This window comes from Mitsuokella apri, from assembly GCF_047974105.1.
GTDB lineage: Bacteria > Bacillota > Negativicutes > Selenomonadales > Selenomonadaceae > Mitsuokella.
The window spans coordinates 472,033-494,404 of the sequence record NZ_JBHYRS010000001.1 but is presented as its reverse complement, the minus strand read 5'-3'; the positions used below and the strand labels follow the sequence as shown (position 1 = coordinate 494,404).

Below are 22,372 nucleotides of genomic sequence, written 5' to 3'. Positions count from 1 at the left end.
TTCTATCTTATCTGCAAAGATTATTTAGCCAGTGCGTTGACTTTGCGAGCCAGACGGGACTTTTTGCGGGCAGCAGCGTTCTTGTGATAAACCTTGTTGGCAGCGGCCTGGTCGATCGTCTTGCATGCAACCGTAAGGAGGGATTTCGCTTCATCAGCGTTTCCAGCCTCAACAGCATCGAGGACACGGCGGGAAGCAGTGCGGACACGAGACTTCTCGGCAGCGTTCTTTGCATGGCGCTTAGCGTCGGATTTCACACTCAGGATAGATGCTTTGATATTCGGCAAGTAGTTCACCCCCTTAAATAATTCGTTACCTAAGTATAATATCATGGGTCAAGTGAAAAAGCAACCATTTCTTTGCTTTTCTTGCAGGAGAAGCCTTGAGAATGGTATAATATTTTCGACTGGCACGACGTATAGATTGAAAGGAAAATGAACATGCAGAACAAGAACATCCGCAACTTTTCCATCATTGCGCATATTGACCATGGAAAATCGACGATTGCGGACCGTCTGATTGAATATACGGGCACGCTTTCAAAGCGTGAGATGGAAGCACAGGTCCTCGACAATATGGATATTGAGCGTGAGCGCGGCATCACCATTAAGTCGCAGACCGTACGCCTGAATTATAAGGGCAAGGACGGCGAGGAATACGAGCTCAACCTCATCGACACGCCGGGCCATGTCGACTTTACGTATGAGGTTTCGCGCAGCCTTGCAGCCTGCGAGGGCGCGCTGCTCGTCGTCGATGCGGCACAGGGCGTCGAGGCGCAGACTCTTGCGAATGTCTACATGGCGCTCGAGCACGACCTCGAAATCATTCCCGTCATCAACAAGATTGACCTGCCGAGTGCCGACCCGGAGCGCGTGAAAAAGGAAATTGAGGACGTCATCGGCCTCGATACGTCAAACGCCGTGCTGGCCTCGGCGAAAACGGGCGTCGGCATCGAAGAAATCCTCGATGCCATCGTCGATTATGTGCCGGCACCGGAGGGCGATGAGAACGCGCCGCTGCAGGCCCTGATTTTTGACTCGTTCTTTGATTCATACAAGGGCGTTATCGCGCATATCCGCGTCAAGCAGGGCCATATCGAAAAGGGCATGAAGCTCAAGCTCATGAATTCGGGCAAGGTCTTTGAGGTCACGGATGTCGGCTGCTTTAAGCCGCAGCCTGTCGATATCGGCCATCTCGACGTCGGTGAAGTCGGCTTCGTCGCGGGCTCTTTAAAGGATGTGCGCGATGTGCGCGTCGGCGATACGATCACCTATGCCGACAATCCGGCCAAAGAGCCGCTGCCGGGCTACCGCGGCGTCAATCCGATGGTCTACTGCGGCCTTTATCCGGTTGAGAGTTCCGACTATGACAATCTCAAGGACGCCCTCGAGAAAATGCAGATCAACGATGCGGCACTCGTCTTCGAACCCGAGACGTCCATTGCCCTCGGCTTTGGCTTTCGCTGCGGCTTCCTCGGCCTGCTGCACATGGATGTCATTCAGGAGCGTCTGGAGCGCGAGTACAACCTGAAGCTCATCACGACGGCACCTTCCGTTATCTACCACGTTTACAAGACCGACGGCACGATGCTTAAAGTCAGCAATCCGGCCGAACTGCCGCCGCAGACGGAAATCGACCATATCGAAGAGCCGTATGTCAAGGCTACGGTCATTGTGCCGAACGACTTTGTCGGTGCGGTCATGGAAATCTCGCAGGACAAGCGCGGCGAATTCAAGGGCATGGACTACCTCGATACGAACCGCGTCATGATAACCTATCATATCCCGCTTAACGAAATCATCTTCGACTACTTCGACCGCCTGAAGTCGGCGACGCGCGGCTATGCTTCGCTTGACTATGAACTGGCCGACTACAAGGAGTCGAAGCTCGTCAAGGTCGATATCCTGCTGAATGGCGAGCCTGTCGATGCTCTGTCGACCATCGTTCATAAGGACCGTGCAGCTTCGCGCGGCCGTCAGCTCGCGGCGAAGCTCAAGGAAATCATCCCGCAGCAGATGTTTGAGATTCCGATTCAGGCCGCGATTGGCTCGAAAGTCATCGCGCGCGAGAATGTGCGTGCCCGCCGCAAGGATGTCCTTGCCAAGTGCTACGGCGGCGATATCTCGCGTAAACGCAAACTGCTCGAAAAGCAGAAGGAAGGCAAGAAGCGCATGAAAGCCGTTGGCAGTGTCGAAATCCCGCAGGAGGCCTTCATGGCCATCCTCAAGATTGACTGAGGCAAAGCGATGAAAAGACAATGGGGTGTATATATCCATATCCCCTTTTGCCGCCAGAAGTGCTTTTACTGTGACTTTCCGTCCTTTGCGGGACGCGAGCGCTATAAAAGTGACTACATTGACGCCCTGTGCCGTGAAATCGCGGTGCAGGGCGCTCTTTATCGCGGCAGATGGGGCAGGCCTGCGACCGTCTATATGGGCGGCGGCACGCCGAGTGTCCTGCCGGCAGAGCTCATGGAAAAACTTCTCGTTAGGCTGCAGAACGTCTTTGGCACTGCCGAAGACTGCGGACAGGGGCAGGAAATGCCATGGGAATTCACCGTGGAATGCAATCCGGGAACGATTGCTCCCGCGTATCTCAAGATGCTGCGCCGCTATGGCGTCAATCGACTGTCCTTTGGCGTTCAGACCTTTGACGATGTCCTGCTGAAACGCATCGGCCGCATCCATACGGGGGCGCAGGCCAGAGAAGCCATGGAGCTTGCGCGGGCGGCGGGGTTCCGCAATGTCAGCATGGACCTCATCTACGGCCTGCCGGATGAGACCATAGAGATGCTGCAGCATGACCTTGAGACGATGATTTCCCTGCAGCCCGAGCATATCTCGATTTACGGGCTGCAGCTTGAGAAAGGCACGGCCTTTGCCAAAATGCAGGAAATGGGGAAGCTGCAGCTTCCTGATGAGGATACGGTCGAGGAGATGTACGACACGATGACTTTGTTTTTGCCGCAGCATGGCTACGCGCGCTACGAAATCTCGAATTTTGCCAAGCCGGGCTTTGAGAGCCGTCATAATCTTTCTTATTGGCAGGATGTTCCGTATCTCGGTCTCGGCGCGGCAGCGCATTCGTATCTTGAAGGACAGCGCTATGAAAATGTCCATGAGATTCCTTTATATATAGAAGGAATCCGTTCGGGCAAGGGTGTGCGCCGGGAAGAAGAGCCCGCGACGCGCGCAATTGCCATGGAAGAATTCGCCTTTCTTGCCCTGCGTACGGCTAAAGGCATCGACAAAAGACGTTTTGCGGAAAAATTTGGCGTGACGCTGGCAGAAGTCTATGCTGAGCCCATAGCCAAACTCAGGCAGCAGGGGCTTTTGGCAGAAGAGGGAGATTTTGTCCATCTGACCGAGCTCGGCATGAAGTACGGCAATGCCGCGTTTGAGGAATTCCTGCTCTGACTTTTGTGACGTGAGTCACGGAATCCTAAAGAGTCAGATGGTAAGCTGAACATGATAAGGAAAGAAAGGAAGCATGTTATATGCATGAAATCCGCCTGAAACGCGTTTATGAAGCAGCTTCGCCTGACGATGGTGTGCGCGTGCTTGCCGACCGCCTCTGGCCGCGCGGCATTCGCAAGGAGAATCTTCCCTACGATGTCTGGGCAAAGGAAATCACGCCGTCCTCTGAGCTGCGGACGCTTTATCATCGCGGCGAGATGCCCTTTGCAGGGTTCCGCGAGGGCTATGTCGAAGAATTGGAACACAGCGAAGGAGCTGCGGCCTTTGCAAAAAAATGCAGGGAATGGCTCCAGACGCAGAATGTGACTTTGCTGTTTGCGGCGAAGAACCAGCAGGAAAATCATGCGCTTGTGCTCGCGGCCTGGCTGCGGAAGAAGACGGCAGAGCCTGATACAACGGCATGACAAGGATAAAAGGCAATGGAAAGGATGAACGATATGAAAAAAGTTACCATGATTAAGATGCAGGGCTGCCCGTACTGCGCCAAAGCAGCACAGGCCATCGAAGAGCTGCGCGCAGAGCAGCCGGCTTACCAGTCGGTCGAGGTCGAAGTCATCGACGAGAACGAGCAGCAGGATAAGGCCAAGGCCTATGCCAAAGACTATTACTACGTACCGAGCCTGTTTGTCGAGGGCAAAAAGGTCTTCGAGGCTCATCCGGGCGATGACTACGATACCATCAAGGCAGCGGTCAAGGAAGCTTTTGACGCGGCAAAATAAAATATTTATGCGCAGTATGCATGCAGAAACCGAAGAAGGACCTGTTATCAAGGCCCTTCTTTTTCATTTCTGAAAAAAGTCGAAAATAATTTTGACTTTTTGACATTTTAGGTGTTGACTTTTTGTTTTTTTCGGTGTATATTCTTTATAGATTCAAAGTTAGCACTCAGGTAATCAGAGTGCTAACAGGAGAGATCAAGGAAGGGGGCAGGCAGATGAAGGATGAACTTGATGAACGCAAGAAGCGCGTGCTGCAGGCAATTGTCGATGATTACATCGAGTCGGCAGAGCCGGTCGGCTCGCGGACACTGGCGCGCAAGTATGACCTCGGCGTCAGTCCTGCGACCATCCGCAACGAGATGGCAGACCTCGAGATGCTTGGGTATCTCGAGCAGCTGCATACCTCTTCCGGCAGGATTCCGTCCTCGAAAGGATATCGCTTCTATGTGGACGGCCTGATTCCCCCGAAGCCCGTGAGTGATGAGGAGAAAGTCCTCATCGACCGCTGGTATAAGGCAAGGGTCAAGCGCATCGACGAGGTCTTTCAGGAGACGGCGCGCATCATCTCGCAGGTGACGAAGAATGTTTCTTTGGTGCTTGCCCCGCAGATGACACAGGCTGCGTTCCGCTGTCTGCAGTTCCTGCCGCTCGATGACCGCCGCGTCATCACGGTACTCATGACGGATGCAGGCTTCATCGAGAACAAGATTCTCGAGATGCCGGACGGTGCCACGTTTGCGGACTTCCAGCGCATGGCCAAGGTCATCAACAAGAATCTTGCCGGTCAGACGCTGCGGTCGATTGACCATCCGGCCATGGCGCAGATCCGCGATGAGATTCAGGATGAGCCGCTTTACGAATCAGCGGTCGAAATCATTCATCGGGCCCTTGATTCCGGCAAGCGCGAACGCCTGTACCTCGGCGGTACGACGCAGATGCTGGAACAGCCGGAGTTCCACGACGTGGAAAAAGTCAAGGAAACGCTGCTCGTGCTCGAGAAGGAAGAGCTCATGAAAGACGTGCTGCATGCCCATATGGGCGACGGCCTTGAAGTCACGATTGGTCAGGAAAATGAAGACAGTCACTTCAAGGACAGCAGCATCATCACGGCGACGTACCATCTCGATGGACAGCTTCTAGGCACCATTGCAGTGCTAGGCCCGACGCGTATGGAATACGCAAAGGCCATGAGCCTGCTTGAATATATGAATTCCAATCTTACAGAAGTCATCAAGCGGTTCCACTGGTAGAGCCGCAGAAATCCAGAAACTACGTGAAGAGGTGATTGTTTTGCCATCCTTTATCAAAGATGAAATGAAGAAAAAAGATGAGCAGAAGATGCAGGAAATGAAGCAGGAAATCGACGAAGCGGAAGCAGCTGCTGAGGACGCTGCCGAAGGCTCCGAAGAAGAACCTGCAGATGAGGCAGCAAGTCAGGAAGATACGGCTGCACAGGAGGAGATTGAAGCCTTGAAAAGCCAGGTTGAAAAACTGACAGCCGATCTTCAGGAGATGAAAGACCGCCTTCTGCGGCTGCAGGCTGATTTTGAGAACTTCCGCCGCCGTTCGGCGAAGGAACGCGAAGAAATCTCGTCGGTGGTCACGCAGAACTTCTGCAAGGACATGCTGCCGCTGCTCGATAATTTCGAACGCGCAATGGCAGCCGAGACGAAAGACGCCGCGGCTTTCCAGAAGGGCGTTGAGATGATCTTCACGCAGTTCCAGGAAGTCCTCAAGAAGAACGGCCTTGAGCATATCGAGGTCGAAGGCAAGAAGTTCGACCCGAACTTCCATCAGGCGGTCATGCGGGTCGAAGACCCCGATAAAGAAGATGACACGGTTGCCCAGGAGCTCCAGAAGGGCTACATGGTCAAGGGCCGCGTTATTCGTCCAAGCATGGTTCAGGTTGTTTCGAACTGAAGTCACAAGAACGAAGCACCTGTTCATCAATATAGATCATTCAAGTTTTACATAAAGTTTAGGAGGATGTTACCATGTCTAAAGTAATTGGTATCGATTTAGGTACGACGAACTCCGTTGTATCTGTCATGGAAGGCGGCGAACCGACCGTCATCACGAACCCTGAGGGCAGCCGCATCACGCCGTCTGTCGTCGGTTTCACGAAAGATGGTCAGCGCCTTGTCGGTCAGCTGGCAAAACGTCAGGCTGTATCGAATCCGGACCGCACGATTTCGTCCATCAAACGTCATATGGGCGATCCGAACTACAAAGTAACGATTGATGGCAAGGATTACACGCCGCAGGAAATCTCGGCTATGATCCTGCAGAAACTCAAGGGCGATGCTGAAGCATACCTCGGCGAGACGGTCACGCAGGCTGTCATCACGGTTCCGGCTTACTTCAACGACAGCCAGCGCCAGGCAACGAAGGACGCCGGCAAAATTGCAGGCCTCGATGTCCTGCGTATCGTCAACGAGCCGACGGCTGCAGCCCTTGCTTATGGCCTGGATAAAGATAAAGATGAGACCATCCTCGTCTTCGACCTCGGCGGCGGCACGTTCGATGTCTCCATCCTCGAGCTCTCCGAAGGCACGTTCGAAGTACAGGCTACGAACGGTGATACGCACCTCGGCGGCGATGACTTCGACCAGAAGATCATCGACTGGATGGTCAGCGAATTCAAACAGGAGAACGGCATCGACCTTTCTCAGGACAAGATGGCTGCTCAGCGTCTGAAGGAAGCTGCTGAAAAAGCAAAGATTGAACTCTCGAGCATGACGCAGACGAACATCAACCTGCCGTTCATCACGGCCGATGCTTCGGGCCCGAAACACCTCGACCTCACGCTGACGCGTGCAAAATTCAATGAACTCACGAGCGACCTCGTTGAGCGCACGATGGGCCCGACGCGCAAAGCTATGGCTGATGCAGGCCTTTCGGCTGACGATATCGATAAGATCATCCTCGTCGGCGGTTCTTCCCGTATTCCGGCTGTGCAGGATGCTATCCGCAATATCCTGCACAAAGAGCCTTCGAAGGGTGTCAACCCGGATGAATGCGTATCCGTCGGTGCTGCTATTCAGGGCGGTGTCCTCGTCGGTGAAGTCAAGGATGTCCTCCTGCTCGATGTCACGCCGCTTTCCCTCGGTATTGAGACGCTCGGCGGTGTCTGCACGAAGATCATCGAGCGCAACACGACGATTCCGACGCATAAGAGCCAGATTTTCTCGACGGCCGCAGATAACCAGCCGTCCGTTGATATCCACGTCCTGCAGGGCGAGCGTGAGATGGCTGCCGGCAACAAGACGCTCGGCCGCTTCGAACTCACGGATATCCCGCCAGCTCCGCGCGGAGTACCTAAGATTGAAGTTTCCTTCGATATCGATGCCAACGGTATCGTCCATGTATCCGCTAAGGATCTTGGCACGGGCAAAGAGCAGAAGATCACGATTCAGTCCGACAGCGGCATGAGCAAGGAAGATATTGACCGCATGGTCAACGAAGCCAAGGCTCATGAGGCTGAGGATAAGAAGCAGAAGGAAGCCATCGACGCTAAGAACAATGCCGATAACATGGTTTATCAGGCAGAGAAGACCATCAAGGAGCTCGGCGACAAGGCTGACGCTTCTAAGGTCTCTGAAGTCAAGGCTGCCTGCGATAAGGTCAAAGAGGCCATCAAGAGCAACGATACGGAAGCCATCAAGAAGGCTACGGAAGAGCTGCAGAAGCCGCTGTATGAACTCAGTGCCGCTGCTTACCAGCAGGCTGGTGCTCAGCAGGGTGCCCAGGGGGCTCAGGCCGGTGCAGAAAATGCCCAGAATGCCCAGCAGCAGAAGAAAGACGATGATGATGTCGTCGATGCCGACTACACGGAAGTCAAAGACGACAAGAAATAATCAGATGATTGGTTGAAGGTTGGGAGCTAAGGGGGAGCCGCAGGGCTTTCCCTGGACTCCCAATTTTTCTATAAGGATGGTGCAACGTGAGCGAAAAACGCGATTATTATGAAGTGCTGGGCGTTGACAAGAGCGCGGATGAAAAGGAGATAAAGAGGGCCTATAAGAAACTGGCCCGCAAATATCATCCAGACCTCAATCCGGACAATCCGAAAGAGGCAGAAGAAAAATTCAAGGAAATCAATGAGGCCTATGATGTCCTCAAAGACCCGAAGAAACGCGCGCAGTACGACCAGTTTGGAGCCGGTGCCTTTGACGGCACGGGCGGCTTTAACGGCGCTGGTGCCGGCGGCTTCGGCGGTTTTGGAGACTTTGGCGGTTTCGGCGCTGGTGCCGGCGCTGAAGGCTTCGGCGATATCTTTGATATGTTCTTTGGCGGTCATGGCGGCGCAGGCCACGCGCGCCGTCCGGGACCGGAGCGCGGCAATGACCTGCGCTACGATTTGGAGATCACCTTTGAAGAGGCTGCTTTCGGCAAAGAAGTGGAACTCACCATTCCGCGTACGGTCGAATGTTCGACGTGCCATGGCACAGGTGCAGCCCCAGGGACGCAGCCTGAGACCTGCCCCGTCTGCCATGGTTCCGGCCAGCAGCAGGTGGTCCGCAACACGGCCTTTGGCCGCATGATGAGCAGCCAGACCTGCTCGCACTGCCACGGCACAGGCAAGGTCATCAAGACCCCGTGCAAGGACTGCCATGGTACGGGCCGCAAACGCGAGACGAAGACGGTCAAGGTCGGCATCCCAAAGGGCGTAGACCAAGGGTCGCGCGTCCGCGTGTCCGGTGCAGGCGAGGCCGGCCGCAATGGCGGCGGCTACGGCGACCTCTACGTTTACATCTTTGTCAAGCCGCATAAACTCTACACGCGTCATGGCAATGATGTTATCGTGGAAGTGCCGATTACCTTTGTACAGGCAGCCCTCGGCGGCTCTGTACAGGTGCCGACGCTCGATGGTCCAGTCGACCTCAAGATTCCGGCGGGCATCCAGTCGGGCAAGGTCCTGCGCATCCGCAACCACGGCATCCCGTTCCTGCGCGGTTCGGGACGCGGCGACGAGCTCGTCCACATTAAGGTACTGACGCCGCAGAATCTGTCCGCACGTCAGAAAGAACTTCTGCGTGAGTTTGGCGAAATCAGCGGTGACAAGGTCAATCCGGAGCAGAAGAGCTTCCTCGATGACCTCAAGCGCTTCTTTAAGAAATGAGCAGTTAAAAAATACTGCCGCGAATGCGGCAGTATTTTTTATTTCTCTTGACATACATATACCCTTATGGGTATTATAAAAGCAGAATAACTTATACCCCTATATGTATCTTGGAGAGAGGCTGCGCTTATGAAATATGGCAGATTTATTTGGGACGGACTGGAGAAATTATTGGCATATGGCACGTCAAAGCCTCCTGTCTGCCCGAGACAAAGCTTGCGGCCGTACGGCAGATGGAAAAATCGTCTCTGCCGGTCTGCATGATTGGCGATGGCATCAACGATGCCCCTGCCCTCAAGGCTGCGCGCGTCGGCATCGCGATGGGCGGTGTTGGCAGTGACATCGCCGTCGATGCGGCCGATATTGCCCTTGTCGATGATGAAGTCAAGGAACTGCCGCATCTCTTTGCCCTCTCCAAGCATATGATGAAGACCATCCGCTATAATCTGACGTTTTCCATGGGCCTGAACTTCACAGCTATCGTGCTGGCCATGACGGGCATCCTGAATCCCGTGACCGGAGCGCTTGTCCACAATGCCGGTTCCGTCTTCGTCATCCTCAATTCGGCTCTTCTGCTGAAGTGGAAGATGCGGTATAATGATAAAGAAGTCAATATCGTACATGGGGATGAAGCAGTTTATGAGAAAGTGCATGGATGAGGCGAACCTGCATCGCCGTTTAAAGAAGATTATCGGTCAGGTCAATGCCATCGACCGCATGATTGAGGAAGATATCCCGTGCGAGGATGTCCTGTCGCAGATCAACGCAGCCAAATCGGCTTTGAACAAATGCGGCCAGATTGTCCTCGAGGGCCATATCAATCACTGCGTCAAAGAGGCCATTGAGAAGGGTGACGAAGAAGAAATCAAGACTTTCACAAAAGCTATTGAACGATTCGCCAATATGCAGTAAAAATCCGGACTGGCTGGTGCTGGTCCGGATTTCTATTATGGGATGTGCTCATGAATTTCTTTGTGAGCAATTTCCTTGTTTTTTACAGCCACATCACATATAATGGAAAGACTTAGAAAAAGAAAGGACGATGCGCTTTGAAATGGGCCGAAGTCAGTATCCGCACGACACATGAGGAAACCGAACTTATCGCCGAAATCTTTCACGATGTGGGGGCTTCCGGTGTTGTCATTGAAGATCCAGAAGAACTCAACAGTTATATCGACAGCGGACTTTTTGATTATTCCGACCTGCCTAAAGCTGAACAGACGGATGGCGTGACCGTCAAGGCTTATCTGCCGGTCGATGAAGACCTCGATGAACGCCTGCGCACGTTTGAACGGCGTGTCGCAGAACTTGCAAAGATCGATGGTTTTGACGCGAAATCCTGCCCGATTGAATGGCATACGGTGCAGGATGAGGATTGGGCCGATAATTGGAAAGCGTATTTTCATACGACAAAAGTCGGCGGGCTTATTGTCATCAAGCCGGCCTGGGAAGATTATGAAGCGAGCCCTGATGATATTGTCATTGACCTTGACCCAAGTGCTGCCTTTGGCACGGGCACGCACCCGACGACGGCCATGTGCATCCGCGAACTCGAATCCCTCGTCAAGGGCGGCATGCGCGTCTTCGATGTCGGTACGGGCTCGGGCGTGCTCGCCGTGGCTGCCGCAAAACTCGGTGCCGGCGAGGTCACGGCGAAGGATTATGACCGCACGGCTGCCAAAGTGGCACAGGAAAATGTCGAGCGCAACCACGTCGAAGATAAAGTGACGACGGGGGTTTCCGACCTTTTGAAATCATTTGACGGCAAGGCGGACCTCATCATCGCCAATATCATTGCCGATATTGTCATCCGTCTGTTTGACGAGCTTGACGAACATCTGGCCGAAGGCGGAAAACTGCTGGCTTCGGGCATTATCGATGAACGCGTTGCCGATGTGACGGAAGCGGCGCTGGCGCATGGTTTTGCGATTGACAAAGTCATCGAGGAGAGCGGCTGGGCTGCCATGGTCATCAGCAGAGGGGAAAAGAAATGAGAAGACTCTTCTACAAGGGGATTCTGGCCGATCAAATCGAGATTGGCGGCCCGGATGCCCATCATCTCATGCATGTCATGCGCGCGAAGCCCGGTCAGGAAGTCATCGTCGTCGACGATGAGAATCAGGTCGCGCGCATGGAAATGACGGCTTTTTCCCCGGATACGGTGACACTGGAGCTTTTGGAACGCCTCGATGCCGATACGGAGTCGCCCATCGATTTGACGCTGGCGGCGTGCCTTTTAAAGGCCGACAAGATGGATTTTGTCGTGCAGAAGGCCGTGGAACTCGGTGTGACGCGTATCGTGCCGGTTGCCAGCCACAACTGCGTCGTGCGTTACGATGCAAAAAAGGCAAAACAGCGCTGCGAACGCTGGCAGAAAATTGCCAATGAGGCGGCCAAACAATGCGGCCGCACGGCCCTTGTCAAAGTATTGCCGATTGAAACGCTGCAGAAATTTCTCTGTCATGCTCCGTATGAGGATGACATGGACTCGGAATTCCTGTTTTGCTATGAAAATGAAGAAAAACTTTCGCTGCGGGAATGTCTGCAGCGCACGACGGCTGAGCGCTATCTGCTGCTCGTCGGCCCCGAGGGCGGCTTTACGCTTGAGGAAGCTGAAGCCATTGTCAAAGCCGGCGGGCAGAGCGTCACGCTTGGGCCGCGCATTCTGCGGGCCGAGACAGCGTGCGTTGCAGGGCTCAGCATCGTGCAGTATGAAAAAGGAGATTTGGGAAGTTGAAAGTTGCACTGACAACACTTGGCTGCAAGGTCAATCAGTTTGAGACGGAGACCATGGAAGGCCTCTTTAAGAAGCGCGGCTATGAGGTCGTGCCGTTTGAGGAATGCGCCGATGTTTATGTCATCAATACATGCTCGGTTACGAGTCTTGGCGACCGCAAGAGCCGTCAGATCATCCGCCGTGCCCATCGCGAGAACCCTCAGGCCATCATCGCAGTCTGCGGCTGCTATGCACAGGTGGCACCGGATGAAATCAAGGCTATCGAAGGCGTGCGCGTCGTGCTCGGCACGAAAGAACGCGCGCATATTGTCGACTACGTCGAAAAGGCCATGCACGAGGACGGCATCCAGGGCACGATCACGGATATCATGCAGGCTAAGACGTTTGAGGATATTCCGCTCTATGACAGTCCGGAGCGCACGCGTGCCTTCCTGAAGATTGAGGACGGCTGCCAGAATTTCTGCTCGTACTGCATCATTCCGTATGCGCGCGGCCCCGTTAAGTCGCGTCTGCCGGAGCACGTGCGCCGCGAGGCAGAGAAACTCGTCGCCATGGGCTTCAAGGAAATTGTCCTGACGGGCATCCATCTCGGGGCCTACGGCCGTGATTTGCCGGAAGATGTCACTTTGGCTGATGCCTGCCGCGAGGTCCTTTCGGTAAAAGGCCTCAAGCGCCTGCGCCTCGGGTCGCTTGAATCCATCGAGCTCTCACCAGAACTTTTCCAGCTGATTCGCGAAGATGAACGCTTCTGCGCGCATCTCCACCTGCCCCTGCAGGCAGGCTCTGATAAGGTCCTTCGTGATATGAACCGTCATTACGATACGGAGGAATTTGCACGACTCATCGAGCATGTGGAAAAAGAGGTGCCGGGCGTGGCCGTTTCGACGGATATCATCGTCGGGTTCCCCGGCGAGACGGAAGAGGATTTTCAGCAGGGACTTGATTTCGTCGAGAAGATGAATTTTGCGCGCATGCATGTCTTTCCATATTCGAGGCGTACGGGTACGCCGGCTGCGGCCCGCAAAGATCAGGTCGATGAGGCGGTCAAGAAGGAACGCGTGCACCGCATGCAGGCGCTTGCTGACCGCAAGTCTGAGGAATTCCATAAGAGCTTCATCGGCCGTGACATGCGCGTGCTGTTTGAGACGGCAAAAGACAGCATCACGGACGGCCTGACCGACAATTACATTCGCGTCTATACGGATGATGCCGTCAAATGCGGTGATATTTATACCGTTCATATCGACAAACTCTGGCGTGACGGTGTCTTTGCGCACTGCGTCCGCTGATGTTTCGGATGCGTTCATCTTGAAATCGTGGAGTTCTGAAAATCGTCTTTTTTATTTTTTCTTTTTGCTAAAAGAAGGTTTTTCAGAAAAGACGACGAATATGTACTTATAAATGGGCCTAAGCGGCCCGTTCGCAGCTGAAGGAGGTGAAGAAGATGGCAGATTGTATCTTTTGCAAGATTGCACAGAAAGAAATTCCGTCGAATCTGGTCTATGAAGACGATACGGTGGTGGCGTTCCGTGACCTTGAACCGCAGGCTCCGGAGCACGTGCTCATAATCCCGAAGAAACATGTCGAAAGTCTGCTGGCCCTCAAAGAAGAGGATAAGGCTCTCGTTTCGCATATTCTCGTCGATGTCATCCCGCAGCTTGCCAAAAAGCTTGGTGTGGACGAAAAAGGGTTCCGTGTCGTGGCCAATACCGGCGATGAGGGCGGACAGACCGTGAAGCATCTGCATTTCCACCTCCTTGGCGGCCGCTCTATGCAATGGCCTCCAGGCTGAGGAACTGCATGGAGTCAGTTCCCTAAAACTTTTGGAGAGTGTTGACAGTGGATTATGTCCTGCTGTATAATGGTGTGGTGTAATTCTAAAGACACAAACTCCCATGTTAAGTGGAGGGGGGGAAAAAATAGATGGCAAACGAAATCAAAGTTGGTAAAAACGAATCGATCGATAGTGCTCTCCGCCGCTTCAAGCGTATGTCCCAGAAGGCTGGTACGCTTGCTGAAGTGAGAAAACGTGAACATTATGAGAAACCGAGCGTTCGCCGCAAGAAGAAATCTGAGGCAGCTCGTAAACGCAAGTACAGAGGTTAATCCGTCATTTGCGACCGGCGCCTGCGAGCCCATGCTCCGCAGGTGCCTTTTTATTTTCTTTGCATCCTATAGAAAAGAGAGGAAGAACCTTTATGTCCATCAAGGAACAGCTTACGGCCGATATGAAAGAGGCAATGAAGAAACATGAGAAGGACCGCCTGTCCGTCATCCGCCTCGTGCGCGGTGCCATCCGTCAGGCAGAAATTGACGGCGGCCACAAAGAGCTCGGCGATGATGAAGTCATCGGTGTGATCAGCAAGGAAGTCAAGATGCGCAGGGATTCCATCGAGGAATTCAAGAAGGGCAATCGCGATGACCTCGTAGAAAAGACGCAGGCTGAAATCGATGTGCTCATGCCGTATCTGCCGGCACAGCTCTCGGAAGACGAAGTCCGTGCACTCGTCAAGGAAGCCGTCGAGAAGACGGGAGCCAAGACGCCAAAGGATATGGGCAAGGTCATGGGCATGCTGATGCCAAAAGTCAAGGGCCGTGCCGATGGCAAGATGGTCAATACGCTCGTTCGCAGCATGCTGCAGGGCTGAACAAGAAACTTTGTCCATCTCCAAGACATAAAAATGAATCAGAATAAAAAGAGGCTGCCATACGGCGGCTTCTTTTTTTAAAGGTATTTGCCTGTTTTTGTCGAATTAAAAAGATGATAGTAAGATACAAAGGTCTGATTAAGCAGACAGGCAGAAATGAAAGGAGGAGCAATATGGATATTGTCAGCATGCCAATTCTGCAGGTCCTGCTGCTGGCCATCATGTTTTTGGCCATTTTTGTGGAAGTCAAGACGGGCGGTACAGGTGCCGGCGTCATGCTCGGCATCGTGGCGGCCGGTGTATTCTGGGGGAGTCAGTATGTCAAAGGTACGGTTGACCTTTTCCAGATCGGTCTGTTTCTCGGCGGTATCCTCTGCATCATCATCGAAATGCTGCTGCCGACCATCGGACTTTTGGCTGGTGTCGGCGTGGCCGCGATGCTTTACAGTGTCGTGCTGGCCCTTGGCGGCAATCTGGCGGCCGTTTCGGTGCTGGTGATTTCCCTGATGGCAGCGATTGCCGTCTTTGCCCTGATTGTCAATCAGCTGCCATCGAGCCGGCTTTGGAAAAAGTTTGTGCTCAAGGACCAGTCGACGGCCAAGCGCGGCTATATCAGCGCCCATGAAGAGCGCCAGCTCGTCGGTCAGCAGGGAATTGTCCTTACCGAGCTGCGCCCTTCGGGCACGGCGATGCTGGCGGGCCATCCTGTCGATGTGGTCTCGGAAGGCGCTTTCATCCAGAAGGGCGAAAAGGTAAAAGTCGTTTCGGTCCATGGCAGCCGCGTCGTCGTGCGCCGGTTGGAAGCAGCAAAACAGCTTGAGCAGTAAGCAGGGAAGCTGAGTAAGTTTTATAGGTAAAAAAATCAGGAGGCGTTTTTATGGCATCTCTTATCACATCCGCATTCATTCTTGTGCTCATTGTCGCGGCCATCATGATTTTTCTTCATTTTGTGCCGCTGGGGCTCTGGATTTCGGCTTTGGCTGCCGATGTCCATGTCAGCATTGTCACCCTTGTCGGCATGCGCATGCGCCGCGTGCCGCCGGCTAAAATCATCCTGCCGCTCATCAAGGCCAATAAGGCAGGGTTAAATGTACAGGTCAATCAGCTTGAGGCCCATTATCTGGCGGGCGGCAACGTCGACAAGGTTGTCGATGCCTTGATTGCCGCGCACCGCGCGCAGATTCCTCTGCCGTTTGAGCGTTCTGCGGCCATTGACCTCGCCGGCCGTGATGTGCTTGAAGCCGTGCAGATGAGTGTCAATCCAAAAGTCATTGAAACCCCTGTGGTTTCGGCCGTCGCGCGTAACGGCATCGAACTCAAGATCAAGGCGCGCGTCACCGTGCGTGCCAATATCGACCGCCTCGTCGGCGGTGCCGGCGAACCGACGATCATCGCACGTGTCGGCGAGGGCATAGTCACGACGGTCGGTTCTTCGGAAAGTCACAATGACGTGCTGGCCAATCCGGATGACATCAGTAAAACGGTACTCGGCAAGGGCCTTGATGCCGGTACGGCCTTTGAGATTCTTTCCATCGATATCGCCGATGTCGATGTCGGCCGCAATATCGGCGCAGAACTCCAGACGGATCAGGCTGAAGCTGATAAGCGCATCGCGCAGGCTAAGGCCGAGGAGCGCCGTGCGATGGCCGTCGCCAAAGAGCAGGAAATGAAAGCGTATACGCAGGAGATGGAGGCAAAAGTCGTCGAAGCACAGGCCGAAGTCCCGCATGCGATGGCCGAAGCTTTGCGCGAAGGCCGCCTCGGTGTCATGGATTATTACAATCTCAACAATGTACAGGCTGACACGGATATGCGCAATGCCATCAGTACGGCTGGGGCAGATGATAAGATGCGTCCGACGCAGCCTGTTAAATGAGTGAAGGCAAAGAAAGGGGGCATGGCTGATGGATTCATCGATTCTGGCGATTATCCTCTTCGCCGTCATGGCCATTCTCACGGATAAGCTGGGGGGCAAGAAAAAGCCGCCGGCTCAAAGGCCTCCGTTTCCCTTTCCGGAGATGCCGAGACGGGCGGGAGAAAATTCTTCTCATGCGGATGAGCAGCTGCCGCCGCCCATGCCGCAGCCATGGGGGACAAAGGCGCAGCCGGAATCCGAAAAGAAGAGCTCACTGCCCTTTGAAATTCCCGATTTAAAAGGAGCGCAGCTGCCTTCCGGTCAGACGGATGAAGGCGTCTACCGCGAGCCCGGCACAAAGATGCAGGACATGCTGGAGGCCTATCGCGAGGAAATGGCGGATAAGGCCCGCGAAGCGGCCTATGAAGAGGAGCGCAAGGCCGAAGAAGAGGCTATCCGCGCCAGAGAAGAGGCCATTTACGAGCAGCAGGCCAAGCTTCCGGGACAGAAGACACGGAGAAAGGCACCGATTCTGCCTCAATTTACGCCTGCTTCCATCCAGCAGTCCATTGTCATGGCGGAGCTTTTGGGAAAACCGAAGGCCTATCGCCATAAGAATCCGTATTGGCGCAAATAATAGAGCAGGAATAAGAAAGAAGAACAAGTCTCTCCAATTTTTGGGGAGGCTTTCCTTTTGTTGTGAGTTTTTCCCATGACAAAACGATGATTCTGTAGTAAAATTATAGAATGTATTATGCGTCATAAATAAAAGTAAGGTTTTGTAGGTGATGAATTTGTCAAACCAGATGTTTGATGTAATAAAAAGCGACCTCGAAGTGCTGGAACAGGGGCTGCAGAAAGCTGTGACTTCCACGAATGAACTCGTGACCGAAGTCGGGCTGCATATCGTTACGTCGGGCGGCAAACGCATTCGTCCGGCTCTTTGTCTGCTCTCGGCTCACGGCGGCAAGTCGTTTGACCTCGCCCATGTTCTGCCGCTGGCGGAAGCACTCGAACTCATCCATACGGCATCCCTGGTTCACGACGATGTCATCGATGAAGCGGATACGCGCCGCGGTGCGGCCACGGCCAATGCCCGCTGGAACAATCAGGTCGCGATTCTTTCCGGTGATTATATTTTTGCAAGGGCCTTCACGCTGATTGCTGAGGAGGACTACGATGCCCATGTCTCGAAGCGTCTGGCAGAACTTGTCTGCAATCTGAGTGTCGGTGAAATCATTCAGGACAATGCCATTTATCAGGCATCGCGCGGCATGGCTGATTATTATGAACGCATCCAAAAGAAGACGGCAGATTTTCTTGAGATCTGCTGTGAGCTCGGTTCTATGGTTGGCGGCATGACAAAAGAGGACGTGGCAGCGCTCGGCAAATACGGTCACTGCATCGGCATGGCTTTTCAGATCACCGATGATCTCCTGGACATCGAGCAGACGGCGGAGAAAATCGGCAAGCCGGCCGGCAATGACATTCGTCAGGGCATTGTCACCCTGCCTGTCATCCGGGCACTCGAAGTCAGCCCAGATGCCAAAGAGCTTGAAGCCATCGTTACGGATATGGACATGACGGATGAAATGGTCGAGCGTGCGCTCGCCATTGTCAAGGCGACGGATGGCGTTGATTTTGCCAAGGACAAGGCCGATGCCTATCTGGAACAGGCGAAAGCGTCTCTGCCGGAGAGCCTGCCTTCAGAAATCCGTGAGGCTTATGAGATGGTAGCAGATTTTATCGGCGACCGTGACTTCTGACATTGATTTTGCGTGCAATAGGCATGAAAATAGAAGACAGAAGGTAATAGAGATTCATTGACGGAGGAACATTATGTTTGGAATTGGCGTACCGGAGCTCGTGCTCATCCTGATCATCGGGCTCATCGTATTTGGTCCCGGCAAGCTGCCGGAGATGGGCCGCACGCTCGGCAAGGGCATTCGTGAATTCCGTAAGGCGTCAAATGCCTTATCACAGGCTATCAACGCACCGGAGAATCAGCCGCAGCGTCCGGCAGCGCAGCAGACACCGCCGCCCGCAGCCCCTGCAGCGCAGCAGGCAGCAGCTCCTGCAGCTGCAAAACCAGCGGCCGCAGACAAAAACGCACCGCAGGGCAGCACGGCAGCCCCTGCAGCGGAGGCAAAGCCTGCATCACCTGTCTATCAGGCACCGACACAGGACAGCGTCCGTCAGCAGATTGCGGAGGCACAGGCAAAAAAAGAGCCGTCAGGCAAAGAGAACAAAGAAGCTTGAGGCAGGGCGCAGTTTTTTGCGCCCGTTTTTCTTTCTTAGTTATTATGATATAAATTGAGATTATAAGAGCTGGATGAAAGTCCTGCTGGTCTGCTTTGCGCAGACGATAGCATGTATTCACATATTTTTATTTTAGGAGGAAATATTATGTTTGGATTAGGCGTACCGGAACTCGTGCTCATCTTGATTATCGGTCTTGTCATCTTCGGACCGGGCAAACTGCCGGATGTTGGCAAGGCGCTTGGCAAGAGCATTCGCGAATTCAAATCAGCAAGTGCAGAAGAGGATAAAAAAGCCGACGACAAGATGATTGATGTCACGGCACAGACGAAAGAAATCCCGCCGAAAAAAGACGAGCAGAAGTGATCAGGATAAGAGGTATTCATGGCAGAAATGGCAGAAGAAAGACAATTTGAAGAAATAGAAGCTCCGCAGCAGAGGGAGACTGCCGTACAGAGCGCAGAGGCCGCGCAGGACATGGAGCCCGATGATGATGGCACGATGTCTCTTGTTGCGCATCTTACCGAACTGCGCAGCCGCCTGATAAAATGCCTGATCGCAATCGGCCTTGGCAGCTGTGTCGGTTATTACTTCATCGATGAGATCATGCATTATTTGACACTGCCGGCCGGCAAACTTTACTATATGCAGCCATCGGAAGCTTTTTTCACGTATTTGAAGGTTGCCGTAGTAGCCGGCTTCCTCATGGCCCTGCCCATCGTATTTTATCAGGTATGGCGTTTTTTCCTGCCGGCTTTGACGCGTAAGGAACGCATGGTGCTCGGCATCGTTGTACCGGTCTCGGTCATCCTGTTCTTTGCAGGATTATCGTTTTCGTTTTTCCTCGTGCTGCCAGCCGGCATCCGCTTCTTTATGGGCTTTGGCAATGATGAACTGCAGGCGCTGTTTTCGGTCAATAAGTATTTTGACTTTGTTATTACCTTTGTGCTGCCGTTCGGTTTCGTGTTTGAGCTGCCGCTCATCATTACGATTCTCGGCAAGATGGGCATCCTGACTTCGGCCATCCTCAAGAAGTACCAGCGTATTGTCATCTTTCTGGCCTTTGTCGCTGGTGCCATCATCACGCCGACGCCGGATGTCTTTACGCAGTCGATGATTGCCCTGCCGATGATTGTGCTTTACGAGGTGGGCTATTTCATTGTCCGCTACATATTGCGGAATTAAGAGTGCAAGGTGCAGAAATTATTGGGAAATGTAAGGAGGAATTTTCTTGGCATACAAGGATTTGCGCGAATTTATGGCAGACCTTGAGAGCAAAGGTCTCTTGAAACGCATTAAGACAGAAGTAGACCCGGAGCTTGAGATTACGGAAATCACGGACCGCGTTTCGAAGATGAAGGGCGAAAAGAATGTCGCTCTGCTTTTCGAGAACGTCAAGGGGTCGAAGATGCCGGTGCTCATGAATGCGTTTGGCAGTTATGAGCGCATGGCCATGGCTCTCGGCGTTGAAAAGCTCGATGATGTGGCCGATGAACTGCGCGAGATGATGAAGCTGCCGTATGTGTCTTTGCAGAATAAAATGAGCGTTGTCACGATGATCCCGATGATTAAACGGGCTATCAATTTCCCGAAATACGTCAAACATGCACCGTGTCAGGAAGTCGTCGAGACGGAAAATCCGAGCCTCGATGATATTCCTATCCTCAAGTGCTGGCCGGATGACGGCGGTCCGTTTGTGACGCTGCCGCTCGTCTTTACGAAAAATCCAAAGACGGGCAAGCGCAATGTCGGTATGTACCGTCTGCAGAAATACGACAGCCGCACGACGGGCATGCACTGGCACATTCACAAGAACGGCGCGGAGAATTTTCGCGACATGAAGGCCGCGGGCGGCGACCGCATTGAGGCAGCTGTGGCCATTGGCACGGACCCTGTCGTGACGTATGCGGCGACGGCGCCGCTGCCGCGCGATATCGATGAGATGGTCTTTGCCGGCTTCCTGCGCCATAAATCCGTCGAAATGGTCAAGTGCAAGACCGTTGACATCGAGGTGCCGGCCACGGCCGAAATCATCCTCGAGGGTTACGTCAAGACGGATGAAATGCGCCGCGAAGGCCCGTTTGGCGACCACACGGGCTATTATTCGCTGGCCGATGATTATCCGGTTTTCCACATCACGGCCATCACGCACCGCAAAGATGCGATTTATTCGGCCACGGTTGTCGGCAAGCCGCCGATGGAGGACTGCTTTCTCGCGAAAGCCACGGAACGCATCTTCCTGCCGCTGCTGCAGCAGATGCAGCCGGAAATCATCGATATCAACATGCCGCTTGAGGGTGTTTTCCACGACTGCTGTATCGTTTCCATCAAGAAATCGTATCCGATGCAGGCCAGAAAAGTCATGCATGCGCTCTGGGGCATGGGGCAGATGATGAATGTCAAGATGATCATCGTCGTCGACTCTCATGTCGATGTGCAGGATATCAGCGAAGTCGCCTGGCGTGTCTTCAATAATATTGATGCCAAGCATGATCTCGAAATCGTCGAGGGGCCGCTCGACGTGCTCGACCATTCTTCGCCGATGGCCAAATGGGGTGCCAAGCTCGGCATCGATGCGACGAAGACGTGGCCGGAAGAAGGACACAGCCGTCAGTGGCCGGATGAAATCGCGATGTCTGAGAATATCAAGGCCAGGGTTGACGCGAAGTGGAAGGAGCTTGGACTCGATTGATTTCCATCAAGGCACATATCAATAATGTTGCTCTGCACCACACGATTTTTGACCTGCCGTTCGCCTTTATGGGCGCCGTACTGGCAGCGGGGGGCCATCCGCGCCTCCTCGATTTATTCTGGATTGCCATGGCTATTACGACAGGCCGCGCGGCAGCGATGGCCATCGACAACTGGGCGGACCTCAAATATGACAGCCAGCAGCCGCGCATGGCTTACCGCGCGATGGTGGCAGGGAAAATCTCCAAGCGCGAGGCGCTGGTGTTTATCGTCATCTGTCTCGTGCTCATGGTGCTTTCGGTTCTGCAGCTGCAGCCCATCTGCATTTATCTGCTGCCATTAGCCGCGATTCCGTTCATTATTTATCCCTTCATGAAGCGCGTGACGGGCTGGGTGCATCTCTTTTTGGGACTGGCGATTGCCATGGCACCGGCGGGCGGCTGGGTTGGCGTCAGCGGCACGATATCCATGCCCCTCATTGTGCTCTGCATTGCTGTGGCCCTCTGGATTGGCGCGTTTGACGCGATGTACGGCGCACAGGACGAGGAGTTTGACCGCTCTCAGGGACTTCACTCTCTGGCCGTGAGCTATGGGGCCGCTGGGGCCTTCCGCATTGCGGATGCTCTGCACATCATCTGCATCTTGTGTTTTTTTACGGTAGGCATTATGATGAATCTGGATTTCCTGTATTTTATCGGCGTCGGCATTGCCGGCGGTACGCTCTATTACCAGCATCAGATTGTGAGCCCCACAGATTTTTCCCGCGTGACACAGCGGTACTTCATGCGCAATGGCATCGTTTCTGTTGCCATCTTTGTTTGTACCTGGCTGAGTTTCTATATCTGACATCTACTTTTGTTTTTGC

26 protein-coding genes are annotated in these 22,372 nt (G+C 53.6%); 25 read left to right on the top strand and 1 reads right to left on the bottom strand.

From position 1 onward, the window contains the following. Positions 1-20: 20 nt before the first annotated feature. Positions 21-287 carry a 30S ribosomal protein S20 gene (gene rpsT, locus ACE419_RS02325; protein WP_036374005.1) on the bottom strand — a complete coding sequence of 89 codons (267 nt, stop codon included), beginning with the start codon at positions 285-287 and terminating at the stop codon, positions 21-23. A gap of 153 nt (positions 288-440) precedes the next feature. On the opposite strand from rpsT, the gene lepA reads away from it, so the two are divergent. From lepA to ACE419_RS02200, 25 genes are all read left to right on the top strand, one after another. Beyond that, positions 441-2,237 (top strand): translation elongation factor 4, encoded by a 1,797-nt coding sequence (gene lepA / locus ACE419_RS02320; protein WP_432646811.1) that lies wholly within the window; start codon positions 441-443, stop codon positions 2,235-2,237. A gap of 9 nt (positions 2,238-2,246) precedes the next feature. Beyond that, complete coding sequence (gene hemW, locus ACE419_RS02315; RefSeq protein WP_435720879.1) at positions 2,247-3,416, top strand: radical SAM family heme chaperone HemW; 1,170 nt, start codon at positions 2,247-2,249, stop codon at positions 3,414-3,416. A gap of 80 nt (positions 3,417-3,496) precedes the next feature. Further along, positions 3,497-3,880 (top strand): DUF488 domain-containing protein, encoded by a 384-nt coding sequence (locus ACE419_RS02310; protein ID WP_295713268.1) that lies wholly within the window; start codon positions 3,497-3,499, stop codon positions 3,878-3,880. A gap of 33 nt (positions 3,881-3,913) precedes the next feature. Then, positions 3,914-4,195 (top strand): glutaredoxin domain-containing protein, encoded by a 282-nt coding sequence (locus ACE419_RS02305; RefSeq protein WP_295713270.1) that lies wholly within the window; start codon positions 3,914-3,916, stop codon positions 4,193-4,195. A gap of 215 nt (positions 4,196-4,410) precedes the next feature. Continuing rightward, positions 4,411-5,445, top strand: coding sequence for a heat-inducible transcriptional repressor HrcA (gene hrcA / locus ACE419_RS02300; RefSeq protein ID WP_295631032.1), 1,035 nt, complete (start codon positions 4,411-4,413; stop codon positions 5,443-5,445). A 40-nt stretch (positions 5,446-5,485) separates the two neighbouring features. Next, a complete protein-coding gene (gene grpE / locus ACE419_RS02295) occupies positions 5,486-6,115 on the top strand; it encodes a nucleotide exchange factor GrpE (RefSeq protein ID WP_435720877.1) in 630 nt (209 codons plus the stop codon). Between the two features lie 74 nt (positions 6,116-6,189). Then, a complete protein-coding gene (dnaK, locus tag ACE419_RS02290; RefSeq protein ID WP_435720876.1) occupies positions 6,190-8,052 on the top strand; it encodes a molecular chaperone DnaK in 1,863 nt (620 codons plus the stop codon). Positions 8,053-8,138: 86 nt separating this feature from the next. Beyond that, positions 8,139-9,317, top strand: coding sequence for a molecular chaperone DnaJ (dnaJ, locus tag ACE419_RS02285; RefSeq protein ID WP_302488686.1), 1,179 nt, complete (start codon positions 8,139-8,141; stop codon positions 9,315-9,317). 149 nt (positions 9,318-9,466) lie between these two features. After that, positions 9,467-9,976 carry an HAD-IC family P-type ATPase gene (locus ACE419_RS02280; protein ID WP_435720875.1) on the top strand — a complete coding sequence of 170 codons (510 nt, stop codon included), beginning with the start codon at positions 9,467-9,469 and terminating at the stop codon, positions 9,974-9,976. Beyond that, positions 9,957-10,229 (top strand): metal-sensing transcriptional repressor, encoded by a 273-nt coding sequence (locus ACE419_RS02275; protein WP_295632611.1) that lies wholly within the window; start codon positions 9,957-9,959, stop codon positions 10,227-10,229. Before ACE419_RS02280 ends, ACE419_RS02275 begins: the two co-directional genes overlap by 20 nt. Positions 10,230-10,366: 137 nt before the next feature. Beyond that, the gene (prmA, locus tag ACE419_RS02270) at positions 10,367-11,311 is read left to right on the top strand and encodes a 50S ribosomal protein L11 methyltransferase (RefSeq protein ID WP_435720874.1); all 945 of its coding nucleotides are present in this window, start codon (positions 10,367-10,369) and stop codon (positions 11,309-11,311) included. After that, positions 11,308-12,054 carry a 16S rRNA (uracil(1498)-N(3))-methyltransferase gene (locus ACE419_RS02265; protein WP_435720873.1) on the top strand — a complete coding sequence of 249 codons (747 nt, stop codon included), beginning with the start codon at positions 11,308-11,310 and terminating at the stop codon, positions 12,052-12,054. The genes prmA and ACE419_RS02265 overlap by 4 nt, the downstream gene beginning before the upstream one ends. Further along, positions 12,051-13,343 carry a tRNA (N(6)-L-threonylcarbamoyladenosine(37)-C(2))-methylthiotransferase MtaB gene (mtaB, locus tag ACE419_RS02260; protein ID WP_435720872.1) on the top strand — a complete coding sequence of 431 codons (1,293 nt, stop codon included), beginning with the start codon at positions 12,051-12,053 and terminating at the stop codon, positions 13,341-13,343. The genes ACE419_RS02265 and mtaB overlap by 4 nt, the downstream gene beginning before the upstream one ends. Positions 13,344-13,498: 155 nt before the next feature. Beyond that, positions 13,499-13,846 carry a histidine triad nucleotide-binding protein gene (locus tag ACE419_RS02255; protein WP_432648429.1) on the top strand — a complete coding sequence of 116 codons (348 nt, stop codon included), beginning with the start codon at positions 13,499-13,501 and terminating at the stop codon, positions 13,844-13,846. 131 nt (positions 13,847-13,977) lie between these two features. Continuing rightward, positions 13,978-14,160, top strand: coding sequence for a 30S ribosomal protein S21 (gene rpsU, locus ACE419_RS02250; RefSeq protein WP_005841552.1), 183 nt, complete (start codon positions 13,978-13,980; stop codon positions 14,158-14,160). Positions 14,161-14,252: 92 nt separating this feature from the next. Further along, positions 14,253-14,702, top strand: coding sequence for a GatB/YqeY domain-containing protein (locus ACE419_RS02245; RefSeq protein ID WP_435720871.1), 450 nt, complete (start codon positions 14,253-14,255; stop codon positions 14,700-14,702). 173 nt (positions 14,703-14,875) lie between these two features. Continuing rightward, on the top strand, positions 14,876-15,529 hold the full coding sequence (locus ACE419_RS02240) for an NfeD family protein (protein ID WP_435720870.1): 654 nt from the start codon (positions 14,876-14,878) through the stop codon (positions 15,527-15,529). A 50-nt stretch (positions 15,530-15,579) separates the two neighbouring features. Beyond that, positions 15,580-16,578 (top strand): flotillin-like protein FloA, encoded by a 999-nt coding sequence (gene floA / locus ACE419_RS02235; protein WP_295632631.1) that lies wholly within the window; start codon positions 15,580-15,582, stop codon positions 16,576-16,578. A 28-nt stretch (positions 16,579-16,606) separates the two neighbouring features. Further along, positions 16,607-17,194, top strand: a complete 588-nt coding sequence (locus ACE419_RS02230) for a hypothetical protein (RefSeq protein ID WP_435720869.1) — start codon at positions 16,607-16,609, stop codon at positions 17,192-17,194. A gap of 157 nt (positions 17,195-17,351) precedes the next feature. Continuing rightward, on the top strand, positions 17,352-18,323 hold the full coding sequence (locus tag ACE419_RS02225; RefSeq protein WP_435720977.1) for a polyprenyl synthetase family protein: 972 nt from the start codon (positions 17,352-17,354) through the stop codon (positions 18,321-18,323). Positions 18,324-18,396: 73 nt separating this feature from the next. Beyond that, positions 18,397-18,816: a twin-arginine translocase TatA/TatE family subunit gene (gene tatA, locus ACE419_RS02220; RefSeq protein ID WP_432647752.1), complete on the top strand. Its 420-nt coding sequence runs from the start codon at positions 18,397-18,399 to the stop codon at positions 18,814-18,816. Between the two features lie 147 nt (positions 18,817-18,963). Beyond that, a complete protein-coding gene (locus ACE419_RS02215; RefSeq protein ID WP_432647753.1) occupies positions 18,964-19,182 on the top strand; it encodes a twin-arginine translocase TatA/TatE family subunit in 219 nt (72 codons plus the stop codon). A 27-nt stretch (positions 19,183-19,209) separates the two neighbouring features. After that, a complete protein-coding gene (gene tatC / locus ACE419_RS02210) occupies positions 19,210-20,001 on the top strand; it encodes a twin-arginine translocase subunit TatC (protein ID WP_432647754.1) in 792 nt (263 codons plus the stop codon). A gap of 46 nt (positions 20,002-20,047) precedes the next feature. After that, positions 20,048-21,508, top strand: a complete 1,461-nt coding sequence (locus ACE419_RS02205) for a menaquinone biosynthesis decarboxylase (protein WP_432647755.1) — start codon at positions 20,048-20,050, stop codon at positions 21,506-21,508. Then, positions 21,505-22,353, top strand: coding sequence for a 4-hydroxybenzoate octaprenyltransferase (locus ACE419_RS02200; RefSeq protein WP_432647756.1), 849 nt, complete (start codon positions 21,505-21,507; stop codon positions 22,351-22,353). Before ACE419_RS02205 ends, ACE419_RS02200 begins: the two co-directional genes overlap by 4 nt. Positions 22,354-22,372 lie beyond the last annotated feature (19 nt).

Coding starts and splice junctions, on each gene's coding strand:
- ACE419_RS02275 (WP_295632611.1), top strand. CDS start 9,957: ATGAGAAAGTGCATGGATGAGGCGAACCTGCATCGCCGTTTAAAGAAG.
- dnaK (WP_435720876.1), top strand. CDS start 6,190: ATGTCTAAAGTAATTGGTATCGATTTAGGTACGACGAACTCCGTTGTA.
- ACE419_RS02240 (WP_435720870.1), top strand. CDS start 14,876: ATGGATATTGTCAGCATGCCAATTCTGCAGGTCCTGCTGCTGGCCATC.
- rpsU (WP_005841552.1), top strand. CDS start 13,978: ATGGCAAACGAAATCAAAGTTGGTAAAAACGAATCGATCGATAGTGCT.
- ACE419_RS02310 (WP_295713268.1), top strand. CDS start 3,497: ATGCATGAAATCCGCCTGAAACGCGTTTATGAAGCAGCTTCGCCTGAC.
- ACE419_RS02255 (WP_432648429.1), top strand. CDS start 13,499: ATGGCAGATTGTATCTTTTGCAAGATTGCACAGAAAGAAATTCCGTCG.
- hrcA (WP_295631032.1), top strand. CDS start 4,411: ATGAAGGATGAACTTGATGAACGCAAGAAGCGCGTGCTGCAGGCAATT.
- ACE419_RS02215 (WP_432647753.1), top strand. CDS start 18,964: ATGTTTGGATTAGGCGTACCGGAACTCGTGCTCATCTTGATTATCGGT.
- ACE419_RS02245 (WP_435720871.1), top strand. CDS start 14,253: ATGTCCATCAAGGAACAGCTTACGGCCGATATGAAAGAGGCAATGAAG.
- floA (WP_295632631.1), top strand. CDS start 15,580: ATGGCATCTCTTATCACATCCGCATTCATTCTTGTGCTCATTGTCGCG.
- ACE419_RS02305 (WP_295713270.1), top strand. CDS start 3,914: ATGAAAAAAGTTACCATGATTAAGATGCAGGGCTGCCCGTACTGCGCC.
- ACE419_RS02230 (WP_435720869.1), top strand. CDS start 16,607: ATGGATTCATCGATTCTGGCGATTATCCTCTTCGCCGTCATGGCCATT.
- tatC (WP_432647754.1), top strand. CDS start 19,210: ATGGCAGAAGAAAGACAATTTGAAGAAATAGAAGCTCCGCAGCAGAGG.
- hemW (WP_435720879.1), top strand. CDS start 2,247: ATGAAAAGACAATGGGGTGTATATATCCATATCCCCTTTTGCCGCCAG.
- ACE419_RS02265 (WP_435720873.1), top strand. CDS start 11,308: ATGAGAAGACTCTTCTACAAGGGGATTCTGGCCGATCAAATCGAGATT.
- lepA (WP_432646811.1), top strand. CDS start 441: ATGCAGAACAAGAACATCCGCAACTTTTCCATCATTGCGCATATTGAC.
- tatA (WP_432647752.1), top strand. CDS start 18,397: ATGTTTGGAATTGGCGTACCGGAGCTCGTGCTCATCCTGATCATCGGG.